The organism is Paraburkholderia sp. DD10, assembly GCF_049177125.1.
GTDB lineage: Bacteria > Pseudomonadota > Gammaproteobacteria > Burkholderiales > Burkholderiaceae > Paraburkholderia > Paraburkholderia terricola.
This window is the reverse complement of sequence record NZ_CP185393.1, coordinates 1154125-1175765: the sequence shown is the minus strand read 5'-3', so window position 1 is coordinate 1175765 and position 21641 is coordinate 1154125. Positions and strand designations below refer to the sequence as shown.

Genomic DNA, 21641 nt, shown 5'->3' with positions numbered 1-21641 from the left:
TAAAACTCGCTATTTTTAAGTTATTTCTAATTTTCGAGTAACGCACGTTGCTGCACTCGAAAATCGACCTTGGTCGAAGAACCCGCCGCCCCCCTCCGTGCCCCACCGCACCCACCCCCACGCCCCACGCTTTCCATTCCCCCACCACCATCCTAAGCTGAAGCTTCCCCATCACGATCGACAGGAATACCCATGCGCGCACAGTTCCCGCCAATTCTGGCGTTGGTGGTCGCCTGCGCGCTCGTCGCCGGTTGCGGCAGCGACCTCTCGGTCGTTCCTCCGGTCGATCCCATCGCGCAGATCATGAACAAACCGCGCTACACGAGCGCGAAATCACAATGGTCGATGGTGGTCATGGACGCGAGCACGGCCCAGGTGCTCGACTCGCTGCAACCGGACACCCTGTTCCTGACGGGCTCGGTGCGCAAGCTGTACTCGGTGGGCACGGCGCTCGACCTGCTCGGCGCGGACCATCGCTTTCAAACGCCCGTCTACCGGAACGGCACACTCGACGCGTCCGGCAAGCTGACCGGCGACCTGATCCTCAAAGCGTCCGGCGACCTGACGTTCGGCGGACGGCAAAAACCCGACGGCACCATCGATTTCACCGACTTCGACCACAACGAGGCGCGCGGCTTTAACGGCGCAATCCTGACGCCCGAAGATCCGCTGACCGCGCTGAACGATCTGGCCGCGCAGGTTCGAGCGTCCGGCATCACGGCCGTCAGCGGCGATGTCATCGTCGATGACCGTCTGTTCGATGCGTTTCGCGTGCCGAACGGCAACGTGCTGATCTCGCCGATCCTCGTCAACGAAAACCTGATCGACGTGACGCTGGCTCCGGGCGCGAGCGCGGGACAGCCCGGCGCGCTGGACTGGCGGCCACGCACCAGCGCGATGACCCTGCAAGGCACCACCATCACGACGGCGGCGCAAAGCGGGGGCGGCGCAATGGGCGCGGCGGACATCGTCGTATCCGGCGACGCGTTCGATGCAGGGCCGCTCAGTTGTCTGGCTGCGCCCGGCTGCACGGCAACCGTATCGGGCGAGGCCGGCCTCGGCTCGCCGGCGTCGATTTCTCTCGGCTACGTGTCGCCGCTCGTCGGCAACCCTTTGTACGTGAGCAATCTGCGCGTCGAGGATCCGCCTTCCTTTGCCCGCACCGCATTCATCGATGCATTGGCGCGGGCCGGCGTGACAGTGTCGGCGCCCGCCGTGCAGCGCAACGCGTCGGCCCGTTTGCCCTCGGCGCAAACCTACTCGGCCGCCACACAGGTCGCGAGCTTCACGTCCCTACCCTATTCGGAACTCTCGAAACTGATTCTGAAGGTGAGCCTGAACACGGGCGCGAACCTGAGCCTGATGTATCAGGGTCTTGCGCAAGGCGTCAGAACCGTGGGTGACGCGCTTTCCACCGAGCGCAAGTATCTGACGGGCACGCTCGGCCTCGACGGTGCGGGCTTCGACTTTCCGAGCAATGGCAGCGGCACGCCCGACAGCCGCGCGACGGCCCGCACGACGGCGACGCTGCTGGCCACGATGAGCCGCCGGCCGATCCAGGCGGCGTATCGGAACGCCCTGCCGATTCTCGGCGTCGACGGTTCCCTCGCGGCCATCGGCAACGATGTGGAAGGCAAGCAGCATATTCTCGTGAAGAGCGGCGCGACCGTCTCCAACGGCCAGATGATCGCGATGAACATGGCGGGCTACATCGACGCGAAAAGCGGACGCCGCCTCGCCTATGCGCTCTTCGTCAACAACGCCGGTCCCGTCGCCGCGCTCACCGACACGCTCGAGGTGTTCGATGACGAAGCGCGGATTCTCGGCATCGTCTATGCGAAATACTGAGCGGGCAAGCAACGTAAAGCGTCATTGCAGCTTCCACAGCAGCGCCGCGATCGTGCCCTGGTCCTGGAAGACGGTCAGGATGTCCGGGATGCCCGTGATCGGCACATTGTTCACCGTCAGAAAGAACACGATCCGACGGCCGCTCTTCGCGTCGATATAGCCGGCGAGCGACTGGCCTTTCAGGATCGGCGTGGTAGGCGCGGACGCGTTCACGCCGACGTAGGTGCCCGTCTTCGCGTGCACCTGGCCTTTCGCGCCCGCCAGCGTCGCGTCGGCTTCGAAGTTCGTGATCGTCGTGAGCGATCCGTCGACGCCCAGCGCGGGCATCGAATCCACATAGGCCGCGAAGTCGGGCTTCGAGCGCATGCCGCGCAGCATCGCGACGACGGCGATGCCGTTCGCGGTCGTGTCGCCGCCGCCGCTTCCGTCGATGAAGTGATACTGGCTCGGCGAAATGCCGAATGTCGACGACAGCTCGCTCTGCTCCGCCGCGAGCGAAGCGGCCATCGTCGTCGAGCCGTTCTTCGCGAGGCCGAACAGCATCAGGCTCACGTCGGCGCCGATGTTGTAGCTGACTTTATTCACGTACCGGACGTCCTGCACGAACGGCGCGGACACCAGTCGCGCGATCTGCTGCGCGCTCGCATACGACGCTTGCGCGGGCAGCAACTGCGCGGGGTTGGCCGCGACGGGCGCGGCCGTCACCGTCACGCCCGCGCGCGTCAGCGCCTCGATGAAAACCGTGCGCGCGTAGTTGGACGGCTGGGTCACGCGGAATGTGCGGATCAACGGATACGCGTCCGTCAGAGGCGGCACGAAGTCCGCCGGCACCGTTCCGCTCACCGTGCCCACGCAATTCGCCGAGCCGATGCACGGCGGCAGCTCAGGAGCGAGTTCGATGTCGAGCGCCGACGCCGCACTGCCGGTCTTCAGCGTCGATTGCACGGTGAACGCCGCCGATTTCGGACGGTAGTCGAACGGCAGGACCGCGCCTTCCGCACTCTGATTGAACGAGACATCGACGACGTCGTCGTTGACGAAGATCGGCCGCACCTCGAACTCGTCGCGAAAGTTGAACGGCTGGAAGAGCCGGTCGTCGATCACGACATCGCCGTTGATCGTCTTGATGCCCGCGGCGGCCACCTGTGCCGCCAGCGAGTTGTACCCGGCGAGCGGATCGGGCGCGGACAGCACCGCATTGCCCAGCGCGTTGGCTTCGTTGTGATCGAAACTGGTGAGCGCGATCGTGCCGTCGGCGTTTGCGCGGCCGCCCATCGTCAGATCGCCGCTTGCCACCAGAATCAGATTGCCGTTGAGCGTGCCGTCCGCGGCGACCGTGCCCTGCCGATAGACCGGCGTCACGAACTGGTGCTGTGCGCCGAGCGCGTTGAGCGCGTTGCCGGTCGAAAAGACTTTGCGCACCGACGCGATGAACATCTGCGAGCTGGAGTTGAGATCGTAGATCACGCGCCCGGAGTCGAGATCGACCGCCTGCATCGACCAGGTTGCATCCTTGTATGCGGATTTTTGCATCACCTGCGTGATCGGATCGGGAACACTCATGTTCGAGTCGAGCGAATCGCCGCACGAGGCCAGCAGAAATGCGCTTGCAATCACGGCGCAGCGTTTGCGCTGCCGGTCGATAGACGCGTTCATTTCAGGTCTCCAGATTTGGTTTTGTCTTTGTCGTTCGAAAAGCTCGCACGAAGTGTCGAAGCCGGCGATCTGGCCGCTGTGCCGCGCTCGGTTCTCGCCATGCAACGCTCGCTAAGCAACTATAGAACGTACTTCGCGGGATGCATGCAGTTAATGCATGCGTTGCGATTAGGCAAAGGCAATTGACCGAAAAAGGAGAGACGAGCCGCGACGCGCACGATCGTTCGCGCTTCCTGCCAGGCGTGAAATTCAGGGCAAGTGGTTACCTGAAAATCGCCGGAATCGGTCATTTCATAAATCCACCTGCGGGCCTAATCTTCACTCACCGCATCACTGAATGCGTCCAACCGACCCAAGGAGTGAATCATGGAACAACGCCTCGACTTCTACAAAGCCAACCCCGCCGCGATCAAGGCGCTGATGGGCATCGAACAGCAGGTGGGCAAATCGGCGCTCGAAAAATCGCTGACTGAACTGGTCCGTCTGCGCGCGTCGCAGATCAACGGCTGCGCCTATTGCGTCGACATGCACACCACGGACGCCCGCAAGGGCGGCGAAAGCGAACGGCGTCTCGCGACCGTCGTGGTGTGGCGCGAAACGCCGTTCTTCACGGATCGCGAACGCGCGGCGCTCGAATGGACCGAAGCGCTCACGCTGGTTTCGCATGAGCACGTGCCCGATGCGGTATGGCAAGCCGTGCGCCCGCATTTCAGCGACGAGGAACTGGTCGACCTGACGCTGCTGATCTCGGCGATCAACGCGTGGAACCGTTTCGCGATCGGCTTCCGCAAGCTGCCCGAGTGAGTGCCGGCGCACCGACAGGAAATCACGACGCTCGCCCAAGCTTGTCCAGGAGTCACACGATGAAACGACCCACACTGATCGCGCTTGCCGCTCTTTCGCTCGCGGCGAGCGTGCAGCCCGCCTTCGCCGCCGATGCGCCTGCCACGCGGGAAACGGTCACGCCCGCTTTCGCCGAGGCGATTGCGAACGTCCCCGGCAAGACGATGACGGCGCTGGTGGTCGAGTATGTGCCGGGCGGCAAGTCCGCGCCGCATCGGCATGGACAGGCTTTCGTGGTTGCTTATGTGCTCTCGGGCGCGATTCGCAGCCGCATCGATAACGGCGAGGAGCGCGTCTTTCGCGCGGGCGAATCGTGGACCGAGAAGCCCGGCGCGCATCACATGGTCAGCGAGAACGCGAGCGATACCGAACCGGCGAAGCTGCTGGCGATCTTCGTGGCCGACACGAAGGACAAGAACCTCGTCACGTTCGACAAGAAGTGAACGCCCAACGACGAGCGCCGGGCGACAGCGCTAGAACTTCGGATGACATTCGAAATTCACTGAGGACGCGTGCGTGGTCATTACTTCCACGCCGCTTACCGTTTCGTTCATGACACGGCTCTGCATGCCGCGACGCTCGCAGTAGTCGCGCGCCTCGCTCACTGCGTGCTCGTGCGCGCGGGCCCAGGCCATCCGCCCGCCCGTCGCGCTCGCGGCCACCGTATAGGTGCCGGGTTTGTCGGTGGCGACCACGTCGGTGGCGGACGCGCATCCGGCGAGCGAAGCGCCCATTGCCACAGCCATCATGAGGTTGCGCAAGCGGTCGGAGAACGGGCTTCGCCGTCGAGGCCCGCCCGCTGCACCGTCCTTGTCGGGCATGCGGGCTGAGAAAACGTTGAACATGTATCACCTGCGCTATTAGCCGATTTTCGTTTCGAAATTATCGCCAATCGTGCGCGAGAGATCAGCCCCGCCCTCCGAAAACACTGTTGCGCTCGACTGAACAATCATCGGCCGTAGCGCTGTCGGATCGCGCGCGCGTCGCCTGTCGTGTGGGACACGCGGGTATAGAATCGAATGATCAAAGTGGAGGTCGCCATGCGAGCGAACTACCCGTTGAACCGATTGAAATGCGCCGCGAGTCCGGTTGCGGCGAGTGCGCTGTGTGTTGCAGTCGTCGCACTCGTCGCACTGGGCGCCGCGGGTTGCAAGGCGCCCGGCTCGAACGTCACCCCGAAAACCACGGTCGATGCCGCGCCCGCGCCACCCGCGTTGCGCGCGGAGCCGGCCATGCAGCCTGAATGGAAGAACGCCGCGGCCTTCAAGGCGCTCGCTGTCGGAAGCCGGGTATGAAGGGCGACAGATCCATCATCTGTCGCGCATCAATGCCGTAGACCGAGTCGAAAGCGCGGAGCCGAATGAGCCACGTTCATCGGCAACTGCGGCAACGGTCCGAGGCGTCGTCTCACCTCACGGCGCGCCACCGGCGCTTGCCGGCGCAGCCTGCAGCGCATTGGCCGCGCTGCCCGCATCGGGCGGGGTCACGTCGTCCGGCGTGGGCGTCGGCGCCAATGCCGGTTCGCCGCCGCCACGCACCTCGCCATCGACCGCCCCGCTCGCGAACCTCGGCGCGGATGCCGGCGCGGAAAGCAGCGGCGGTTGCGGCACTTCGCGCGGCTCAGCCAATGTACCGGATGCACCGGATGCACCCAACGCGCCGGACGCCGCCGAAGCACCGGACACACCCAACGCAGCACTCGCCGCAGACCCGCCAGGCGCACGGCGCGCCGGCTCGCGCCGCACCACCGGCGCCTCGCTCTGACCCGGCGACGCCGCGAACAGATGCTCGAACCACGCCCGCAGCCGGTCGGTGCGCTCGGCAAACCAGCCTGGCTCCTGCTCGGTCTCGAACTTCACGCGGGTATCGACCAGCTTCGAGCGCTGCGCGCGCTGGAAGAAATCGCCGACGATCGGCAGCGCGCTATGCGCCCCCTGCCCCCAGTAGTCGCTGCGCAAGGTCACGCGGCTGTCGTTGAACCCGACCCACGCGCCCGCCACGAGTTGCGGATGAATCAGGATGAACCAGCCGTCCGCATTGCCCTGGGTCGTGCCCGTCTTGCCCGCGACGTCGCCGCGCACGCCGAAGCGGCTGCGAATGCTCGACCCCGTGCCGCGGCTCACGACGTCGCGCATCACGTCGACGAGCGTGCGCGCGGCGTCGGCGGACAGTTCCTGTCTGGGCGGCGCGGGCGCGAACTCGGCCAGCACCTCGCCGTTGCGATCCTCGATGCGCGTGACCATCACCGGCTCCACGTAGCCGCCCAGGTTGGCGATCGTGCCGTAGGCCGACACCATTTCCTTCAGCGTGACGGGACTCGTGCCGAGCGCGAGCGACGGCACCGGATCGAGCGTGCTGTCGCGCACGCCCATCGCGCGCGCCAGTCTCGCGACCTTGGTCGGACCGACCGTCTCCATCAGTTGCGCGGTGATGCGGTTGCGCGAAAAAGCGAGGCCGTCGCGCAGGCTGATGGCGCGTTCGCTCGGTTCGTCCTCGTCGCTCGGACGCCAGATCTCGCCGCCGGCCAGCGCGATTTCCACGGGCTTGTCGGGCAGCGTGTCGGTCGGCTTCGCGCCGCTTTCGAAGGCCGCGGCGTAGACGAACGGCTTGAAGGTCGATCCCGGCTGACGCCGCGCCTGCTGAACGTGATCGAACGGGTCCTGGCTGAAGTCGCGGCTGCCGACCCACGCCTTGATCTGGCCGTTGCGCGGGTCCATCGCGAGAAAGTCGGCCTGCACGCGGGTTTTGCTCTCGCACAGCGCCTGCACGAGGTGATGGTCGGACGAAAGGCGCTTCAGCGCGTCCTCGTCGGTCATGCCCGCGTCTTTCGCGGCGCGATACTCGGGCGTTTCGCGCAGGAACGTTGGCAACAGGTCCCGGCCGTTCGCGCAACCGGCGCGCGTGCCCCACGCCGAGTTCGCGATGCCCTGCAACTGGTTGCCCTGCAGAATCACCGCCTGGGTCGCCATGGTCTGCAAGCGCGAATCGATGGTGGTGCGCACCACCAGCCCATCGGAATAGATGTTGTAGTCGTTGCGATCGGCCCAGGCCGCGAGCCACTTGCGCAATTGCTGCGCGAAATGCGGCGCGGGTCCGGGCGGCTCCGTCTGCCGCTCGAAATCGATGCGCAGCGCGCGGCGCTTGAGCGTCTCGTAGGCGGCGGGCGTGAGCTTGCCGTACTTGACCATTTGCGCGAGCACCGTGTTGCGCCGCTGCAAGGCGCGCTCGGGGTTCAGCACCGGGTTGTAGTAGCTGTTGCCCTTGAGCATGCCGGCGAGCGTCGCGCTTTCCAGCACGTTCAGTTCCGAAGCCGATTTGTCGAAGTAAGTCCGCGCGGCCATCTCGATGCCGTAGGCGTTGTAGAGAAACGGCACGGTATTCAGGTAGGTTTCGAGGATTTCGTCCTTGGTGTAGAGCGCCTCGATCTTGAACGCCGTGATCGCTTCCTTGAGCTTGCGGGTCAGCGTCGGCGCGCGGCCGATTTCGTCGGGATAAAGATTGCGCGCGAGCTGCTGCGTGATGGTCGAGCCGCCCTGGCGGTCGCCGGAAAACGTATGCAGCGCGGCCGAGGCCGTGCGCCGCCAGTCGAGCCCGAAATGCTGATAGAAGCGATGGTCTTCGGTCGCGATCAGCGCGTTCACCACATTCGGCGAGATGTCCTTGAGCTTGACCCACTCGCGGTTCGAAGGCTTGAATTCGGCCAGCAGCTTGCCGTCCGCCGACAGGATTTGCGCGGGCTGCTCGCTCTTCGCCTTGCGGATGTCGCCGATGCCAGGCGTGAACGGAATCAGGATCAGCACGTAGAGAAGCAGCAGCACCGGAAGCGCGGCGCAAGCCCTTGCCACGCCGCGGCGCGTGGGATGCCGCATATGCCACCAGGCGCCGGCGACCAGCGGGTTCGCGAGGGTCAGCCCTTTGTCGAGGGTCTGTAGGAATCGGTTGATCAGGCGCGTCACACTGGCTTACCGTCTGCTTGGAAAGGCTGAATCCTACCAAGATGCGAGCCGCCAGCCGATTTTTGCGCCGATTCTTGCGTCGATCCCTGTGACCCCTGGCGTGCCCGCCCAAGCGCCGCGCCGGCAAAAATCGAGGCCCACTATAATGTCGCCAATTCCGACAAGAGGTGCTTCATGATCATCAAACCGCGCGTGCGTGGCTTCATTTGCGTATCTACTCATCCGGCCGGCTGCGAAGCCAACGTCAAGGAGCAGATCGACTACGTCAAGGCACGCGGCGCCATCGTCAACGGGCCGAAGAAGGTGCTCGTGATCGGCGCATCCACCGGCTACGGCCTCGCCGCGCGCATCAGCGCCGCGTTCGGTTCGGACGCCGCCACCCTCGGCGTGTTCTTCGAGCGCGCCGGCAGCGAAACCAAACCGGGCACGGCCGGCTGGTACAACACCGCCGCCTTCGAGAAATTCGCCCACGCGCAAGGCCTGTACGCGACGAGCATCAACGGCGACGCGTTCTCCGATGCGGTCAAGGCGCGCACCATCGAAATCATCAAGCGCGATCTCGGCCAGGTCGATCTGGTCGTCTACAGCCTCGCCGCGCCCAAGCGCACGCATCCGAAAACCGGCGAGGTGTTCAGCTCCACGCTGAAGCCGGTCGGCAAGGCGGTCGCGCTGCGCGGCATCGACACCGACAAGGAAGTGGTCAAGGAAACGGTTCTCGAACCCGCCACGCAAGCCGAGATCGACAACACCGTCGCGGTGATGGGCGGCGAGGACTGGCAGATGTGGATCGACGCGCTGCTCGAGGCCGGCGTGCTCGCCGACGGCGCGCAGACCACCGCGTTCACCTACCTCGGCGAAAAGATCACGCACGACATCTACTGGAACGGCTCGATCGGCGCCGCCAAGAAGGATCTCGACCAGAAGGTGCTCGGCATCCGCGAGAAACTGGCGGCCAGCGGCGGCGACGCGCGCGTCTCGGTGCTCAAGGCGGTGGTCACGCAGGCCAGTTCCGCGATTCCGATGATGCCGCTGTATCTGTCGCTGCTCTTCAAGGTGATGAAGGAGAAAGGCACGCACGAAGGCTGCATCGAGCAGGTCTACGGTCTGTACAAGGACAGCATGTACGGCGACGCGCCGCGCATCGATGAAGAAGGCCGTCTGCGCGCGGATGACAAGGAGCTCGATCCCGAGGTGCAAGCGCGCGTTCAGGAACTGTGGGGCCAGGTGACGAGCGACAACATCTACCAGCTCACCGACTTCAGCGGCTACAAGACCGATTTTCTGCGTCTGTTCGGATTCGAGATCGCGGGCGTGGACTATGAAGCCGATGTGAATCCCGACGTGCCGATCCCGAAGCTCGTGCAAATGTAAGGTGATGCGCGGCGCACCAGCGGGCCAGGCACACCCGCGGCGCGCTAGTTCACCCTGCACGACTGCGCCACGTAGCCGTCCACCGCGCGCATCACGCGCGCTTCCAGCGCCGCGGCGTCGCGTTCGTCACGCTCGCCCGCGGCGTCGATCATGCCGCGCACGATCGCCAGCAGATCGCGCGCCACCAGGCTCGCATCGTCCAGTTCGGGCGCACCCGGCTTCACGGTGAGCGCGCCGACGAGCGCCGCCTGAATCAGGTCGGCCAGCCGTGCTTCGCGCTCGCCGAGCGGCAAGCGGCGCTCCTCGAAATCGATCAGACGCGCGAGCACCGGCCGGCGCATCTGATGCGCGACCGACGCGCGCACCATCGCCAGCACGCTGTCGCGCGAATGCTCCACCCGCGACGCCGCCTCGATATCCGCCACCAGTTGCGCGGTTTCGCGCTCGATCAGCGTGACCGTCAGCGCATCGCGATTCGGAAAGTATTGATAGAGCGAACCGATGCTGACGCCGGCACGCTCCGCGATCGCGTTCGTCGTGCAGGCGGCCAGCCCGCGCGTTTCGAGAATGCGGGCCGCCGCTTCGAGCACGGCTTCGACGGTGCGCGCCGAACGCTGTTGAACCGGAGACTTGCGGGGCTTCAGCCGCTGCGCGGCGGGTGATTTGGGCATGGGCAAAACGAGGCGTCAATGTGAACGATGGCTCGTATTCTAAAAGCCGAGCGCGGGTCCGGCGCGCGCGAATCGCGATCGATGATCGGTGGGTTGCCGCGAATACGAATGGACGCGGGAGAAAGCCGCAGCCCGCCGCGCCGCGCGCTGTGCGTGCAGCCCTTATACCGTTTGCAGGTTCGAATCCGCGGCTCAGGGCGTGCCGTTCCGGCAATACTCGCGAAAGCCCTCGCGCGTGGCGAGCCGCTCCATGTACGCCGCGACAGCGCGAAAATCGTCGTGCCGCAAGGGCGTTTCGAGCCAACGGTTAACCGACAGCGCAATCGGAATATCGGCGAGCGAGAACGACGGACCCGCGATGAACGCGCCGGTGAATTCGAGTTGCCGCTCGATGATCGCCATATGACGCGTCCAGTTGGCCCACGACACATCGATCTCCCGCGGATCCTGATGAGCCGGAGAACGCCGCACCATCGCGAGAAACGCGTAGCTCCATGAGCGGTTCAGTTCGCTCGCCTGCCAGTCGATCCATTGATCGCACTTCGCGCGCTCACAAGGATCGGCCGGATAAAGCGCCTCGCCGTGATAGCGGCCCGCCAGATAACGGATGATCGAATTGGATTCCCACAGCACGAACTCGCCGTCCTTGATGACAGGAACCATGCCGTTGGGATTGAGCGCGAGAAATTCGGGGACATGGGTCGCACGAAAGCCCGAGCCCCAGTCTTCCTGTTCGAATGGAAGTTCGAGCTCCGCGCAGGTCCACAGGACTTTGCGGACATTGATGGATGAGGTCTTGCCGAGTATTTGCAGCATGGGACTCGTAGCGTAGCGCCTGCCTGCGAAAACGCACAGGGGCAGTGGGTTGCCTGCGTACCAGGCCAGTAAGCCGCGCGGGTTTCGCGCGCGGCGGCGTCGAACGGTAACGTCGAACGATGAGCTAGTCCTCGATCGGGTCCGGGTCGCCGAGCGCCGCGTCGATTTGCCGGCGCGCCTCGTCGAACGCGGCGCCGATCGCGGCAGCGCCGCGATACGGCGAGCGCGCAAGGTGCGGCGCGCTCCAGTCGGTGCCGTCGTCGGGAAGCGGATGCTCCTTGCCGGGTTCGATGCGCGTGGTGACCGACGAGCCGCCGGCCGGATCGTCCTCGGCCAGCACCGTGACGACGAAGCCGCGATGGGTGTGGACTTCCTGCATGGCGATTCTCCTTCGCTCGCGTTTAAGCGGACAACGACATCGAGCAGCAACCCGCATTCCCGGCCGCGCAAAACAACGGAATGACGAAACAGCGAACGAAACAGCGAACGAAACGACGCGCCACGTCGCCCCGTCGCGCCCACCCAGCGACGCATCAATGCGACGCCACGAAGATCGTGCCCGGCGCGGGCGGCGCAACGGCGAAGCTCCTGCGCATCCGCTGCGCCTCTTCCACCGGACTGCGCCCGAACAAACGCTTGAACTCGCGGCTGAACTGCGAGGCGCTTTCGTATCCCACCTGGACGCATGCGAGCGCCGCTGTCATCTCGTTCCTCACCATCAGAAGACGCGCCTGATGAAGCCGCGTCGACTTCAGATATTGCATCGGCGAAGTGCGCGTCACCGCCTTGAAGTGCGAATGAAACGTGGGCACGCTCATGTTCGCCTCCAGCGCCAGTTGCTCCACGTCGAGCGGTTCGCGATAGCACGCGTGAATCTTGCGGATGACCTTGGCGATTCTCGCGAATTGCCCCTGCGCGGTGAGCGCGGCGCGCATCGATCCGCCCTGCTCGCCGGTCAGCACATGAAAGTAGATTTCGCGCACCAGCGCGGGGCCGAGCAATTCGGCTTCCAGCGGCACGCTCATCGCTTCGAGAAAACGCAGCACCGAGGCGCTCAGCCTCGCATCGAGCGGCGTCGACATCATGCCGCGCGGCTTGGCCGGCGCGCCGGCTGCCCTATCGCCGAGTTGCAGCATCAACTCGGCCGCGACCTTGAAATCGAGCCGGAAATAGATGGCGAGCAAGGGCTCGGCCTCGCTCGCCTCGGTCTCCATCGAAAACGGCACCGGCACCGAGACGGCCAGATAGTGCTGTGCGTCGTACACGTAGACCGTGTCGCCCAGAAAGCCCCGCTTGCGCCCCTGGCAGACGATCACGATGCCGGGGTCGTAGAGAACGGGCGTGCGGCGAAGCGGCCGGTTCGAGCGCAGAAAGCGCACGTCGGGCAGCGCGGTGAGGTTGTAGCCTTCGAGCGGCGCGAGCCTTTCGAGCAACGCCACCATGCGTTGCCGCGCCGGATCATTGTGTTTGAGCATCACGTGTGAGGAGCGCGAGGAGTGCGCCGGATTGCGCCTGATTGCGAGCCGGATTGGAACGTGCCGCTAGCGTGCCACCGGCGCGCCGAAAAATCCATGCACTCATACGATCAGGCAAGCACCGCAGACGAACCGGCATTCGCGTGCGCCGCCGGCGCGCCTACCATTCAGCCTCGGGCCGGGTTCCGCCGACGCCATGCGTTTTCGCCCGAAAGCGCCTTCACACCACCTGAAATAAAGGAGTGCAACACCATGAGCAAAACGTTTCTGATCACCGGCGTCAGTTCCGGTTTCGGCCACGCGTTCGCGCAAGCGGCGCTCGATGCGGGTCATACGGTCGCCGGCACGGTACGGAATCGCGCGGCGCGGGACGCGTTCGAGGCGCTCGCGCCCGGACGCGCGCACGCGATCGTTCTCGACGTGACGGATTTCGACGCGATCGCCCCCGCAGTCGCGACGCTCGCCGAAACCGTCGGCGCGCTCGACGTGCTCGTCAACAACGCGGGATACGGGCACGAAGGCACGCTGGAAGAGTCGCCGCTCGACGATTTGCGCCGTCAATTCGACGTCAACGTGTTCGGCGCGGTGGCGATGATCAAGGCCGTGCTGCCCGGCATGCGCGAGCGCCGCTCGGGCCATATCGTCAATATCACGTCGATGGGCGGCTTCATCACGATGCCGGGCATCGCGTACTACTGCGGCAGCAAGTTCGCGCTCGAAGGCATCTCCGAGACGCTGGCGAAAGAGGTCGCGAGCTTCGGCGTCAAGGTCACGGCGGTTGCACCCGGCTCGTTCCGCACGGATTGGGCCGGACGCTCGATGGTCCGCGCGGGCCGGAGCATCGCCGATTACGACGCCGTATTCGACCCGGTCCGCGCGGCGCGCGAGGCGAAAAGCGGCAAGCAGGCGGGCGATCCGCGCAAAGCCGCGCAAGCGCTGCTGGAGATCGTGGCGGCGCCCAATCCGCCTGTGCATCTGCTGCTCGGCAACGACGCCGTCGAGCTGGTCACGGCGAAGCTGGCGGCGCTGGGCGCGGAGATCGGGACGTGGGAAGCGCTGTCACGCTCGACCGATTTCTCGTGAGCGCGCCTTGCCCTCGCCGTTTCGAGTTTTCCGCAGCGCAACAGCCAGGGTACGTCACGAATTGCCGGGCGTGAATTCTGCGTGATATTGTTGGATACAAGCGCAGGACGGCGCCCGCCGCCCTCACCGGAATGCAAATTACAGCAGCGAGCGTCGCCATGAGTGATGTACGCCATCATCTGAGTCCACGTGACCGTTTGGAGCTGTTGTGCTGGCTCACATGCGGGAGCCTCGGCGCCTACTACCTGAATGAAGACTGGCCCGACGCGGCGTTCCACGTGCAGGCCGCCCACAAGTGGCTCGACCGCCGCTCTCGGGAGGCGGACTGGCTGAGCATCGCGAGGCTGTCGGCGCTGGCGCTCGAAATCGCGCGGCGCCACGCAAGGTTCGTGGATGCGGAGTGGGCGCGCGACGCGGTCGAGGAAATTCTCGACACCGACGAACTCGATCCGCAAGCCCGGCTGGTCCGCCAGGTGTTGGCGGACTGCCAGAGCGCCCTCGCGGACAAGCGCATCGCCGATTGATCCCTCTTCACGCGCTCGCCAGCCGTTCATCCAGAACGGCCGCGGCTCGCTGCACGTTCGGCTCCACGATCATGTCGCCGTGTCCGCCCGACACCTCGGCGACCACCAGACCGCCGCGCGCGATGCTGCGCCATAACGGCATCGGGTCGCCCCGCTCCCGCTCCGCAATCGCCGCGCGCAGATAAAGAATCGGCCCGGCCTCATACGGACGAGGGCGATACGTCCGCATCGCCGTGCCCATCGTTTCGCGAATGCGCCGCAACGTCGGCGGCAAGCTCGCGATGAAGGGGTCCGGGCGGCGCGCGCTGCGCCCGGTGCGGCGGCGTATCCGGTCGGTCGCGTGCACCAGCTTGCCGGCCAGATAACCGGGCAGCCGGGCGGCCGGCACCGCGCGCAGTTCGCGCAACTGCCCGCCGGCCATGCGCCAGTGGTGCCGCAAGCGCACGTGCAGCGGCAGAAAATGCTCATGCACGTAGGTATCCAGCAAGCACAGCAGTTCGATCCGCTCGCCCGCGCGCGATAGCTGCTGCGCAATCTCGAACGCCACCAGTCCGCCGAATGAAAAACCCGCGATCGCGTAGGGTCCGCTCGGCTGCACGCGGCGCATCTGCTCGACGTAGCTCGCGGCCATGTCCTCGACGCGTCGGTGCATCGGCTGCTCCCCGTCCAGACCGTGCGCCTGCAAGCCATACACCGGACGCCGGCTGTGCAGCGCATTCACCAGCGTCAAACACTCCATCACCGAACCGCTCACGCTGTGCGCCAGAAAAATCGGCGTGCCCTCGCCGGCGCGCACTTGCAGCAGGATCGGCGACGACGCGGGTTGCCGCGCGCTTTCGTCGATGGCGGCGGCGAGGCGCGCGATCGTCGGGGCGATCATCAGCGTCGCCAGCGGCATCGCGCGGCCCGTGGTCTGATGGATCTCCGCGAGCATTCGCGCGGCGAGCAACGAATGGCCGCCCAGCTCGAAGAAGTTGTCGTCGCGGCCGATCGGCGCGAACTCGAACAGCCGCTCCCAATGCGCCTGCACATGCTTTTCCAGCGATTCGAGCGTCTCGCCCGGCGGCGGAATCTCGCGCGTGGCGAGGTGCAGCGCGGGATGATGGCGAATCGCGTCGAGGCAGGCCGGGTTGCGCAGCGCGGCCGCATTGCCGGCGGGCAAGCCGTTGACCGCGTTGCGCACCGACGCCTCGGACAGCTTGCCGTTGTGCGTGACCGGCAACTCGGCCACGGCGAGGATGCGATCCGGCACGTGCGCGGGCGACGCGCGCCGCGCGAGGTCGTGCCGCACCCGCGCGGCCAGGGCGCCGTTCAGCACGCATCCGTCGCGCAACACCAGCAACAACACCACGCGTGGTTCGCTCGCCACGGCGCTCGAGCCGTCCGCCGGCGCGACGCGCGCATGCTGCTGCACGACCATCGATTCGTGAATCTCGGGAATGTCGTTGAGGATGCGATAAATCTCACCGGGACCGACGTTGATGCCGCGCACGTTCAGTAAGCCATCCGAGCGGCCGTGCAGGCGCACGGAGCCTTCGCGCGACACCTCGATCAGGTCGCCGTGCGTCCACACGCCGGGGTTGTCGGCGAAATAGGCGGCGTGAAAGCGCGCGCCGTCGGTGTCGCCGAAGAAACCGAGCGGACGGGACGGGAACGGGTTCGCGCAGACCAACTGGCCGACGCCGTCCGTGCGCTTGCCCTGCTCCCATGCCTGAACGTCGAGCCCGAGGCTCCGGCATTGCGCCTCGCCCGCGTACACGGGCAGCGTCGGATTGCCCAGCACGAAGCAGCCGAGAATGTCCGTGCCGCCCGAGATCGATTGCAGCGGCAGGGGCTTGACGTGATCGCGCACCCACGCGAATTGCGCGTCGTACAGCACCGCGCCCGTCGACAGCATCGCCCGCAACGCGCCCAGATCGAACTGCCTGCCTGGGACGAGCCCGGCCTCCTCGCTCATTTTCAGGTACGCGGGGCTCGTGCCGAACACGGTGGCGCGCTCGTCGGCGACGAGCCGCCACAGCGTGTCGACCGTGGAAATCGGACCGTCGTAAGTCACGATCTCCACGCCCGACGCGAGCGCCGACAACTGCCAGTTCCACATCATCCACGCGCAACTGGTGTGAAAGAAGAGCCGCTCGCCGGGCCGCAGATCGCTATGCAGGCGGTGTTCCTTCAGATGCTCCAGCAGCGTGCCGCCGGCGCCGTGCACGATGCATTTGGGCTTGCCGGTGGTGCCCGACGAAAACATGATGAAGAGCGGCTCGTTGAACGGGAACTGCCGCCACACGAAGCGCGCGGCGTCGCCGTTCGCGATCAGGTCGGCCATCGCATGCACGGTGGGCTTAACCCTGTCCGGCAAGCTGCCGCCGTCCAGCACGACGATATGTTGCAGCGACGGCAAGGCTGCGGCCAGCACGGCGACGTTCGCCTCCACCGGCACGCCGATGTCGAACGGCTGCGCGGCGGTGTGCGCGAACATGAAACGCGGTTCGAGCGGCTGGAAACGTTCGAGCATGGTCTCGGCGCTCATTTCCGGCGCGACGGTGGACAGCGTCGCGCCCAGCGCGGTGACGGCCAGCGCGGTCACGACCGCGTCGGCGTCGTTGCGCAGCACGCCGATCACCCGGTCGCCCTCGCCCAGGCCCAGCGCCGACAGCGCGTCGGCCAGCCGCGCCACGCGCTCGCGCAATTCGCCGCGAGTCAGGTGCAGCGTGGGGCCGTTCGCGTGACACACGGTGAGCGCGGGCATGTGCGCCGGCGCGACCGCCAGGTTCAGCAACGCCTCCGCATAATTGAGCCGCACACGCGGAAAGAAACGCGCGTGCTCGCATTCGTCGCCGATGCAGGCCGGCTCGGCGCTGCCCGACCAGTCGATATCTTCCGACCAGCGCAGCAGGAATGACCAGAAGGTCCGATAGTCGCGCACCGAGAAATCGTGCAGCGCCTGATAGTCCGCGAAGCTGCGCCCGGTGTGGCGTTCGAGCGCGCGCGTGAATGCCGTCATCTGCGAGGTCGCGGCGCGATCGGGCTGGATCTCATGGAACGATAGGCGCGATGCGGCGCTCGACGAGGCGCCGACCAGATCCATGCGATCCATCAGAAGCTCCCCCTTCAAGCGCGCGCCATCCTCGCCGGGACACGCCTCGCATGATTCGTTGCGTCGACGGAAAACCCCAATCGGACGAGTCCTGCCCGGCGCTGCCTGGGCAAGCTCTTGAGGAGCCTTCGTCTACTACTTCTGAAGGCTAATGACTGCACCGTGGTAGCTCTGTTCGACATCGCACCAACGACGCGCAATGGCGTGGCGCGAGGCGCGGGGCGGCGAGGACGCCTCTACTCTTCCACTGCCGCCTTCAGGCTCAGCAACGCATGATCCCATTGCCGCGAGATCGCTTCGAGCGCGCGCCGCGCTTCGTCGAGATGAGCCGGCTCGAACGCCCACAAGCGTTCACGGCCGACCTTGACGTCGCGCACGAGGCCCGCGTTGGCGAGCACCTGCAAGTGCTGCGTGACGGACTGCCGGGTGATGTCGGTTCCGGCGGTGAGTTGCGCGATCGACATCGCGCTGCCCGCGCACAATACGGCGATCAGGCGCAGGCGCGTCTCGTCGCCGAGCGCCGCGAAAATGGGCGCGGCGCTTTTCAGCATGGCGGCCTTCAGGCTCGCCGTTTTCGACTTCACCGCCTTGGCGTTCGCGTTCGCCTTGGCATTCGCGTTCGCCTTCGCCTTCGCGTTCGCGTTCGTCGTGGCCGCCCTGGCGGCGGCCGTCTTAACCCGCGGCGACATGCTTTTCGATATTGACTAGCTGTTGCTCCCAGCCGCCGCTATTCATACGAAACGCCTCGTCGCGGCGCGCGGCGGGAATCTGATCGAAGCCCGATTCGACGACGCGCAGCAAGGTGCCCGAATCGACCTCGGTCAGTTCGAACACCACCAGCGTAGTGGGCTCGATCGAATAGTCGACCGACACGTCGACCGCGGCCGGATGCCAGCGCCACGACAGGTGATGTTCCGGCTCGATCCGCTCCACCGTCACGTCCATGACGAGATGCTCGTAGCCCGGATAGGTGATATTGCCTTGCACGGACTGGCCGGCGACGAACTGCTTGCCGCTGAAATTCACGCCGAACCATGCGCCGAATTCCTCGGCGTTGGACAACGCGCGCCAGACGCGCGAGCGCGGCGCCTTCAGCAGAATCTGCTTTTCGATGCGATCGGTTGATGTGGTCATAGGCAGCCTCCTGCCTGCATACTAGGGCCTGTTCACACTAATGGTTTTTACCTGTAAACTTCGGGAATGGAACTCACCGAAGCCCAATTTCAAAAGGTCGAACATTGTTTGCCGCGTCAACGTGGCAACATCAGCATGTCGAACCTTCAAGTGTTGAATGCGATTCTTTATGTTGCTGAGCATGGTTGCAAGTGGCGTGGTTTGCCCAAGCGCTTTGGTCGGTGGCACACGATCTATACGCGGATGAACCGTTGGTCCAAAAGCGGCGTGCTGGATCGCGTATTTACCGAATTGCAGCGTGCCCAGATCGTTCGTGTCAGGATCGAGGCAGTCTCGCTGGATAGCACGATCGTAAAGGTGCATCCAGATGGGACTGGCGCATTAAAAAAAACGGACCCCAGGCCATCGGCAAGTGCCGAGCCGGATGGACTACCAAGATTCATATGGTTGCCGCAGATGCTCGAACAGCCATAACGTTCGCACTTTCCCCCGGCCAGTCCGGTGATGCCCCCCAGGGACGAGCGTTGCTACAAAGCCTCGGGCCACCGAATCGGCCACTGCACTTGCTAATGGACAAGGCGTATGAGGGCGACGAGACGCGACAACTCGCGCTTGACCTGGGCTTCATCCCCGTTGTCCCGCCAAAAAGCAATCGCCTTGAACCATGGGAATACGATCGGGAAATGTACAAACGTCGAAACGAAGTGGAGCGACTGTTTCGAAGACTCAAAGGCTTCCGCCGCATCTTCTCGCGATTCGACAAACTGGATGTGATGTTCATCGCCTTCATCAATTTCGCGCTTATCGTCGATGGACTCAGGTAGTGTGAACACGCCCTAGGAGCGCGACGCGCAATATGCAAGTGCTTGCCTGCCTATTCCTTGCGCCGTTTCCGCAGGGAAACGATTGAAGGAAACGCGAACGGGAGACCACCGCTCATGCGGCCGAGGTTTTTTTCACGAAGGCATTGACCACGGCTTCCAGTTCCTTCGTGATGCCGGTCATCACGCCGGCCACCACGGCGAACTCGCGGCCGGTCACATCGGACCGGCTCGCGACGATCTGCCCGTTGAACGAGACGATATGCGCTTCCTTCGCGATCGAGCTGATCCGTTCGATCAGGTCGCGCTGCTCTTTCTTCTGCGCCCGCGCAATGCGCCGGCTTTCCTGCTCGTAGACCGCGGTCACCGCGTGCAGATGCATCAGCAGCGGGTCCACCGATCCGATCAACGCTTTCAACGCGTCTTCGGCAGCGGGCGACGCGCGCCCGATCGCGTCGATCGCCGTCGAGGCCAGCGCGATGAAGTCGGTGATCTTTCTCGCGACGTGCTCGCCGCCGTGAAAGGCCTCGCGCAGCGCGGGAGAAAACAGTCCGGGCAAGCCGTCGCGGCCTTGCACCAGCACCGTGTGGGTGTCGGCAAAGGTGCGCAACGTGTCGCGTGCAATCGCGAGCGCGCCGTCGAACTGCTGGAACGCCAGCATCGCCTTGAGCGCGATGCGTTGCGACAGCATTCGTTGACGCCCCGCCATGTTGATCAACGAGCCCAGGACCTCGCCGGAAACGTCCGTGTCGGACGGCGGCGCATGAAGCCGTTCTTTCGTGATGCTCATATCGGTTTTTTATTTTATCGATCGGCCCGTCGCGCCATCGGCATCCGCACCGCGCGAGCGTTCAACATGCACGCGCCGGCGCGGATGCCCGGTTGTATTACTCTGTGGCGTGCGCGTGAATCCCGCTGGTTTGCATCGACCACGCCATCCACGGACGGCGCAGCGCGACGATCGCGAGGAACGCGCAAGCGGCCAGCGCGCCGAACGTCGCAAAGCCCATCTGATAGCTGCCGGTGCTTTCCTTCGCGATGCCCATCACCACCGGCAGATAGAAGCCGCCGATGCCGCCCGCCGCGCCGACGATGCCCGACATCAGACCCGTGCGGCCCGCCCAGCGATGCGGGACCAGTTGGAAGGTCGCGCCGTTGCCGAGACCGAAGGCCACGTACAGGCACACCAGCAGCGTGATGCCGCCCGCCATCGAAGGCATCGCCGCGGCGAACACGAAGTCGCACAGCGAGATGATCGCGAGCAGCACGGTCAGCGCGCGCACGCCGGAGACGCGGTCGGCGATCAGGCCGCCGAGCGGACGCACGATCGCGCCGGTCGCGGCAAGCAGCGCCATGAACAGGCCCGCGTCGATCTTCGAGAGTTGATAGAGGTTGGTCAGCAGCAGCGACACATACGACGACATGCCGACGAAACCGCCGAACGTGATGCTGTACACCAGCATGATCGCCCACGTGTCGCGCTCGGTCAGCACCGCGCGATAGCGCTTGGGCAGCACGGCGATGGCGAGCAGCGAGCCGATCACCGGCAACAGCAGCACACCGGTCTTGCCCGAGCCGAACAAGCCGGCTTCGACGAGCAGCACCAGCGCGATCAAACCGACCAGCGTGATCGCGAAGCTGCCGAACGCGCGCAGCACGCTGCCCGACTTCACGCCCGCATCGTTGGCCCAGAAGTACAGCGTGATGCCGGAAATCGCGAGCAGCGGCAACGCGCCGACGGTCGCCATTTGCCAGCCGTAGTGCGTGGCCAGTTGCGGGAACATGAAGCCGTCGAGCACCGCGCCGATGTTGCCGGCCGCGGCGAGACCCAGCACCAGGCCCTGCACCTTCGGCGGATAGTTGCTGCCGGCCATCGGCAACGCCACCGCGAAGCTCGCGCCGCCCACGCCGAGGAACACGCCGAGCACCAGCAGCAACGTGTACGACGGCACGAACGGCAACAGCGGCAACACGATGGTCGGCACCGCCGACAGCAGCACGCCCATCAACGCAATGCGCTTGCCGTGCGCCGATTGATACAGATTACCCAGCGTCACGCGCAGGATCGCCGCGGACAATACCGGCACGGCAACCAGCAAACCCTGCTGCGCGGGCGACATCGAAATGCTCTTGCTGATGAACGGCGCGAGCGGTCCATACAGAACCCACACGGTAAAGCCGGTGTCGAAATAGAGGAAACACGCTACCAGTGCGCGCCAATCTCCGCTCTTTAGGGAGCTCATCACGTTTTTCATCAGACATCCTCGTCAAACTGATTGTTCACTATCCGGCTCGTTGCGCTCATTACACTGATTGGGTTTCGAGCGCCACGCACCGGAACGATCA

20 protein-coding genes are annotated in these 21641 nt (G+C 65.1%); 8 read left to right on the top strand and 12 right to left on the bottom strand.

Annotated elements, in window-relative coordinates; translation table 11 throughout:
• Nucleotides 1-192 precede the first annotated feature (192 nt).
• A complete protein-coding gene (locus tag ACOCG7_RS20680; RefSeq protein ID WP_421379780.1) occupies nt 193-1848 on the top strand; it encodes a D-alanyl-D-alanine carboxypeptidase/D-alanyl-D-alanine-endopeptidase in 1656 nt (551 codons plus the stop codon).
• Nucleotides 1849-1869: 21 nt separating this feature from the next.
• On the opposite strand, the gene dacB is transcribed toward ACOCG7_RS20680, so the two are convergent.
• Nucleotides 1870-3504: a D-alanyl-D-alanine carboxypeptidase/D-alanyl-D-alanine endopeptidase gene (gene dacB, locus ACOCG7_RS20675; RefSeq protein WP_347143815.1), complete on the bottom strand. Its 1635-nt coding sequence runs from the start codon at nt 3502-3504 to the stop codon at nt 1870-1872.
• A 366-nt stretch (nt 3505-3870) separates the two neighbouring features.
• Here dacB and ACOCG7_RS20670 point away from each other — a divergent pair, with 366 nt between their 5' ends.
• Nucleotides 3871-4308, top strand: coding sequence for a carboxymuconolactone decarboxylase family protein (locus ACOCG7_RS20670; protein WP_347143816.1), 438 nt, complete (start codon nt 3871-3873; stop codon nt 4306-4308).
• Between the two features lie 59 nt (nt 4309-4367).
• Nucleotides 4368-4790 carry a cupin domain-containing protein gene (locus ACOCG7_RS20665; protein ID WP_347143817.1) on the top strand — a complete coding sequence of 141 codons (423 nt, stop codon included), beginning with the start codon at nt 4368-4370 and terminating at the stop codon, nt 4788-4790.
• Between the two features lie 30 nt (nt 4791-4820).
• On the opposite strand, the gene ACOCG7_RS20660 is transcribed toward ACOCG7_RS20665, so the two are convergent.
• Nucleotides 4821-5096, bottom strand: coding sequence for a hypothetical protein (locus ACOCG7_RS20660; protein WP_347143818.1), 276 nt, complete (start codon nt 5094-5096; stop codon nt 4821-4823).
• A 291-nt stretch (nt 5097-5387) separates the two neighbouring features.
• Between ACOCG7_RS20660 and ACOCG7_RS20655 the strand changes: the two genes are divergently transcribed.
• Nucleotides 5388-5642: a hypothetical protein gene (locus tag ACOCG7_RS20655; protein ID WP_347143819.1), complete on the top strand. Its 255-nt coding sequence runs from the start codon at nt 5388-5390 to the stop codon at nt 5640-5642.
• Nucleotides 5643-5759: 117 nt separating this feature from the next.
• Here the strand turns inward: ACOCG7_RS20655 and ACOCG7_RS20650 are convergent, their stop codons facing one another.
• The gene (locus tag ACOCG7_RS20650) at nt 5760-8303 is read right to left on the bottom strand and encodes a penicillin-binding protein 1A (protein ID WP_347143820.1); all 2544 of its coding nucleotides are present in this window, start codon (nt 8301-8303) and stop codon (nt 5760-5762) included.
• 174 nt (nt 8304-8477) lie between these two features.
• Here ACOCG7_RS20650 and fabV point away from each other — a divergent pair, with 174 nt between their 5' ends.
• Nucleotides 8478-9674, top strand: coding sequence for an enoyl-ACP reductase FabV (gene fabV / locus ACOCG7_RS20645; protein ID WP_347143821.1), 1197 nt, complete (start codon nt 8478-8480; stop codon nt 9672-9674).
• Between the two features lie 44 nt (nt 9675-9718).
• Here the strand turns inward: fabV and ACOCG7_RS20640 are convergent, their stop codons facing one another.
• From ACOCG7_RS20640 to ACOCG7_RS20625, 4 genes are all read right to left on the bottom strand, one after another.
• Nucleotides 9719-10345, bottom strand: a complete 627-nt coding sequence (locus ACOCG7_RS20640; protein WP_347143822.1) for a TetR/AcrR family transcriptional regulator — start codon at nt 10343-10345, stop codon at nt 9719-9721.
• 192 nt (nt 10346-10537) lie between these two features.
• A complete protein-coding gene (locus ACOCG7_RS20635; protein ID WP_347143823.1) occupies nt 10538-11161 on the bottom strand; it encodes a glutathione S-transferase family protein in 624 nt (207 codons plus the stop codon).
• 124 nt (nt 11162-11285) lie between these two features.
• The gene (locus ACOCG7_RS20630; RefSeq protein WP_073432577.1) at nt 11286-11540 is read right to left on the bottom strand and encodes a hypothetical protein; all 255 of its coding nucleotides are present in this window, start codon (nt 11538-11540) and stop codon (nt 11286-11288) included.
• A gap of 154 nt (nt 11541-11694) precedes the next feature.
• Nucleotides 11695-12639 (bottom strand): AraC family transcriptional regulator N-terminal domain-containing protein, encoded by a 945-nt coding sequence (locus ACOCG7_RS20625; protein ID WP_416448134.1) that lies wholly within the window; start codon nt 12637-12639, stop codon nt 11695-11697.
• A 249-nt stretch (nt 12640-12888) separates the two neighbouring features.
• Between ACOCG7_RS20625 and ACOCG7_RS20620 the strand changes: the two genes are divergently transcribed.
• Both ACOCG7_RS20620 and ACOCG7_RS20615 read left to right on the top strand, forming a co-directional pair.
• A complete protein-coding gene (locus ACOCG7_RS20620; RefSeq protein WP_347143825.1) occupies nt 12889-13719 on the top strand; it encodes an oxidoreductase in 831 nt (276 codons plus the stop codon).
• A gap of 158 nt (nt 13720-13877) precedes the next feature.
• On the top strand, nt 13878-14243 hold the full coding sequence (locus ACOCG7_RS20615) for a hypothetical protein (RefSeq protein ID WP_073432579.1): 366 nt from the start codon (nt 13878-13880) through the stop codon (nt 14241-14243).
• 7 nt (nt 14244-14250) lie between these two features.
• Here ACOCG7_RS20615 and ACOCG7_RS20610 read toward each other — a convergent pair whose 3' ends face one another.
• The 3 genes from ACOCG7_RS20610 to ACOCG7_RS20600 all read right to left on the bottom strand — a co-directional run bounded on the left by ACOCG7_RS20610 (nt 14251) and on the right by ACOCG7_RS20600 (nt 18474).
• The gene (locus tag ACOCG7_RS20610; protein ID WP_416448135.1) at nt 14251-17340 is read right to left on the bottom strand and encodes an acetoacetate--CoA ligase; all 3090 of its coding nucleotides are present in this window, start codon (nt 17338-17340) and stop codon (nt 14251-14253) included.
• A gap of 236 nt (nt 17341-17576) precedes the next feature.
• On the bottom strand, nt 17577-17891 hold the full coding sequence (locus ACOCG7_RS20605; protein ID WP_073432588.1) for an ArsR/SmtB family transcription factor: 315 nt from the start codon (nt 17889-17891) through the stop codon (nt 17577-17579).
• 121 nt (nt 17892-18012) lie between these two features.
• Nucleotides 18013-18474 carry an SRPBCC family protein gene (locus ACOCG7_RS20600; protein ID WP_347143826.1) on the bottom strand — a complete coding sequence of 154 codons (462 nt, stop codon included), beginning with the start codon at nt 18472-18474 and terminating at the stop codon, nt 18013-18015.
• A 66-nt stretch (nt 18475-18540) separates the two neighbouring features.
• Here ACOCG7_RS20600 and ACOCG7_RS20595 point away from each other — a divergent pair.
• Nucleotides 18541-19298, top strand: a protein-coding gene (locus tag ACOCG7_RS20595; protein WP_421379767.1) for an IS5 family transposase whose coding sequence is annotated in 2 segments (ribosomal slippage) — nt 18541-18856 and nt 18856-19298 — 759 coding nt in all. Because the reading frame shifts where the segments join, the coding sequence is not laid out codon by codon here.
• Between the two features lie 112 nt (nt 19299-19410).
• Here ACOCG7_RS20595 and ACOCG7_RS20590 read toward each other — a convergent pair.
• Nucleotides 19411-20085, bottom strand: coding sequence for a type IV pili methyl-accepting chemotaxis transducer N-terminal domain-containing protein (locus tag ACOCG7_RS20590; protein WP_083083733.1), 675 nt, complete (start codon nt 20083-20085; stop codon nt 19411-19413).
• A gap of 97 nt (nt 20086-20182) precedes the next feature.
• Nucleotides 20183-21550: an MFS transporter gene (locus ACOCG7_RS20585; RefSeq protein ID WP_073432583.1), complete on the bottom strand. Its 1368-nt coding sequence runs from the start codon at nt 21548-21550 to the stop codon at nt 20183-20185.
• Nucleotides 21551-21641: the final 91 nt, after the last annotated feature.

Excerpts from the sequence above, each read along its gene's own strand:
- ACOCG7_RS20680 (WP_421379780.1), top strand. The coding sequence starts at position 193 with ATGCGCGCACAGTTCCCGCCAATTCTGGCGTTGGTGGTCGCCTGCGCG.
- dacB (WP_347143815.1), bottom strand. The coding sequence starts at position 3,504 with ATGAACGCGTCTATCGACCGGCAGCGCAAACGCTGCGCCGTGATTGCA.
- ACOCG7_RS20670 (WP_347143816.1), top strand. The coding sequence starts at position 3,871 with ATGGAACAACGCCTCGACTTCTACAAAGCCAACCCCGCCGCGATCAAG.
- ACOCG7_RS20665 (WP_347143817.1), top strand. The coding sequence starts at position 4,368 with ATGAAACGACCCACACTGATCGCGCTTGCCGCTCTTTCGCTCGCGGCG.
- ACOCG7_RS20660 (WP_347143818.1), bottom strand. The coding sequence starts at position 5,096 with ATGATGGCTGTGGCAATGGGCGCTTCGCTCGCCGGATGCGCGTCCGCC.
- ACOCG7_RS20655 (WP_347143819.1), top strand. The coding sequence starts at position 5,388 with ATGCGAGCGAACTACCCGTTGAACCGATTGAAATGCGCCGCGAGTCCG.
- fabV (WP_347143821.1), top strand. The coding sequence starts at position 8,478 with ATGATCATCAAACCGCGCGTGCGTGGCTTCATTTGCGTATCTACTCAT.
- ACOCG7_RS20640 (WP_347143822.1), bottom strand. The coding sequence starts at position 10,345 with ATGCCCAAATCACCCGCCGCGCAGCGGCTGAAGCCCCGCAAGTCTCCG.
- ACOCG7_RS20635 (WP_347143823.1), bottom strand. The coding sequence starts at position 11,161 with ATGCTGCAAATACTCGGCAAGACCTCATCCATCAATGTCCGCAAAGTC.
- ACOCG7_RS20630 (WP_073432577.1), bottom strand. The coding sequence starts at position 11,540 with ATGCAGGAAGTCCACACCCATCGCGGCTTCGTCGTCACGGTGCTGGCC.
- ACOCG7_RS20620 (WP_347143825.1), top strand. The coding sequence starts at position 12,889 with ATGAGCAAAACGTTTCTGATCACCGGCGTCAGTTCCGGTTTCGGCCAC.
- ACOCG7_RS20615 (WP_073432579.1), top strand. The coding sequence starts at position 13,878 with ATGAGTGATGTACGCCATCATCTGAGTCCACGTGACCGTTTGGAGCTG.
- ACOCG7_RS20610 (WP_416448135.1), bottom strand. The coding sequence starts at position 17,340 with ATGGATCGCATGGATCTGGTCGGCGCCTCGTCGAGCGCCGCATCGCGC.
- ACOCG7_RS20605 (WP_073432588.1), bottom strand. The coding sequence starts at position 17,891 with ATGCTGAAAAGCGCCGCGCCCATTTTCGCGGCGCTCGGCGACGAGACG.
- ACOCG7_RS20600 (WP_347143826.1), bottom strand. The coding sequence starts at position 18,474 with ATGACCACATCAACCGATCGCATCGAAAAGCAGATTCTGCTGAAGGCG.
- ACOCG7_RS20590 (WP_083083733.1), bottom strand. The coding sequence starts at position 20,085 with ATGAGCATCACGAAAGAACGGCTTCATGCGCCGCCGTCCGACACGGAC.
- ACOCG7_RS20585 (WP_073432583.1), bottom strand. The coding sequence starts at position 21,550 with ATGAAAAACGTGATGAGCTCCCTAAAGAGCGGAGATTGGCGCGCACTG.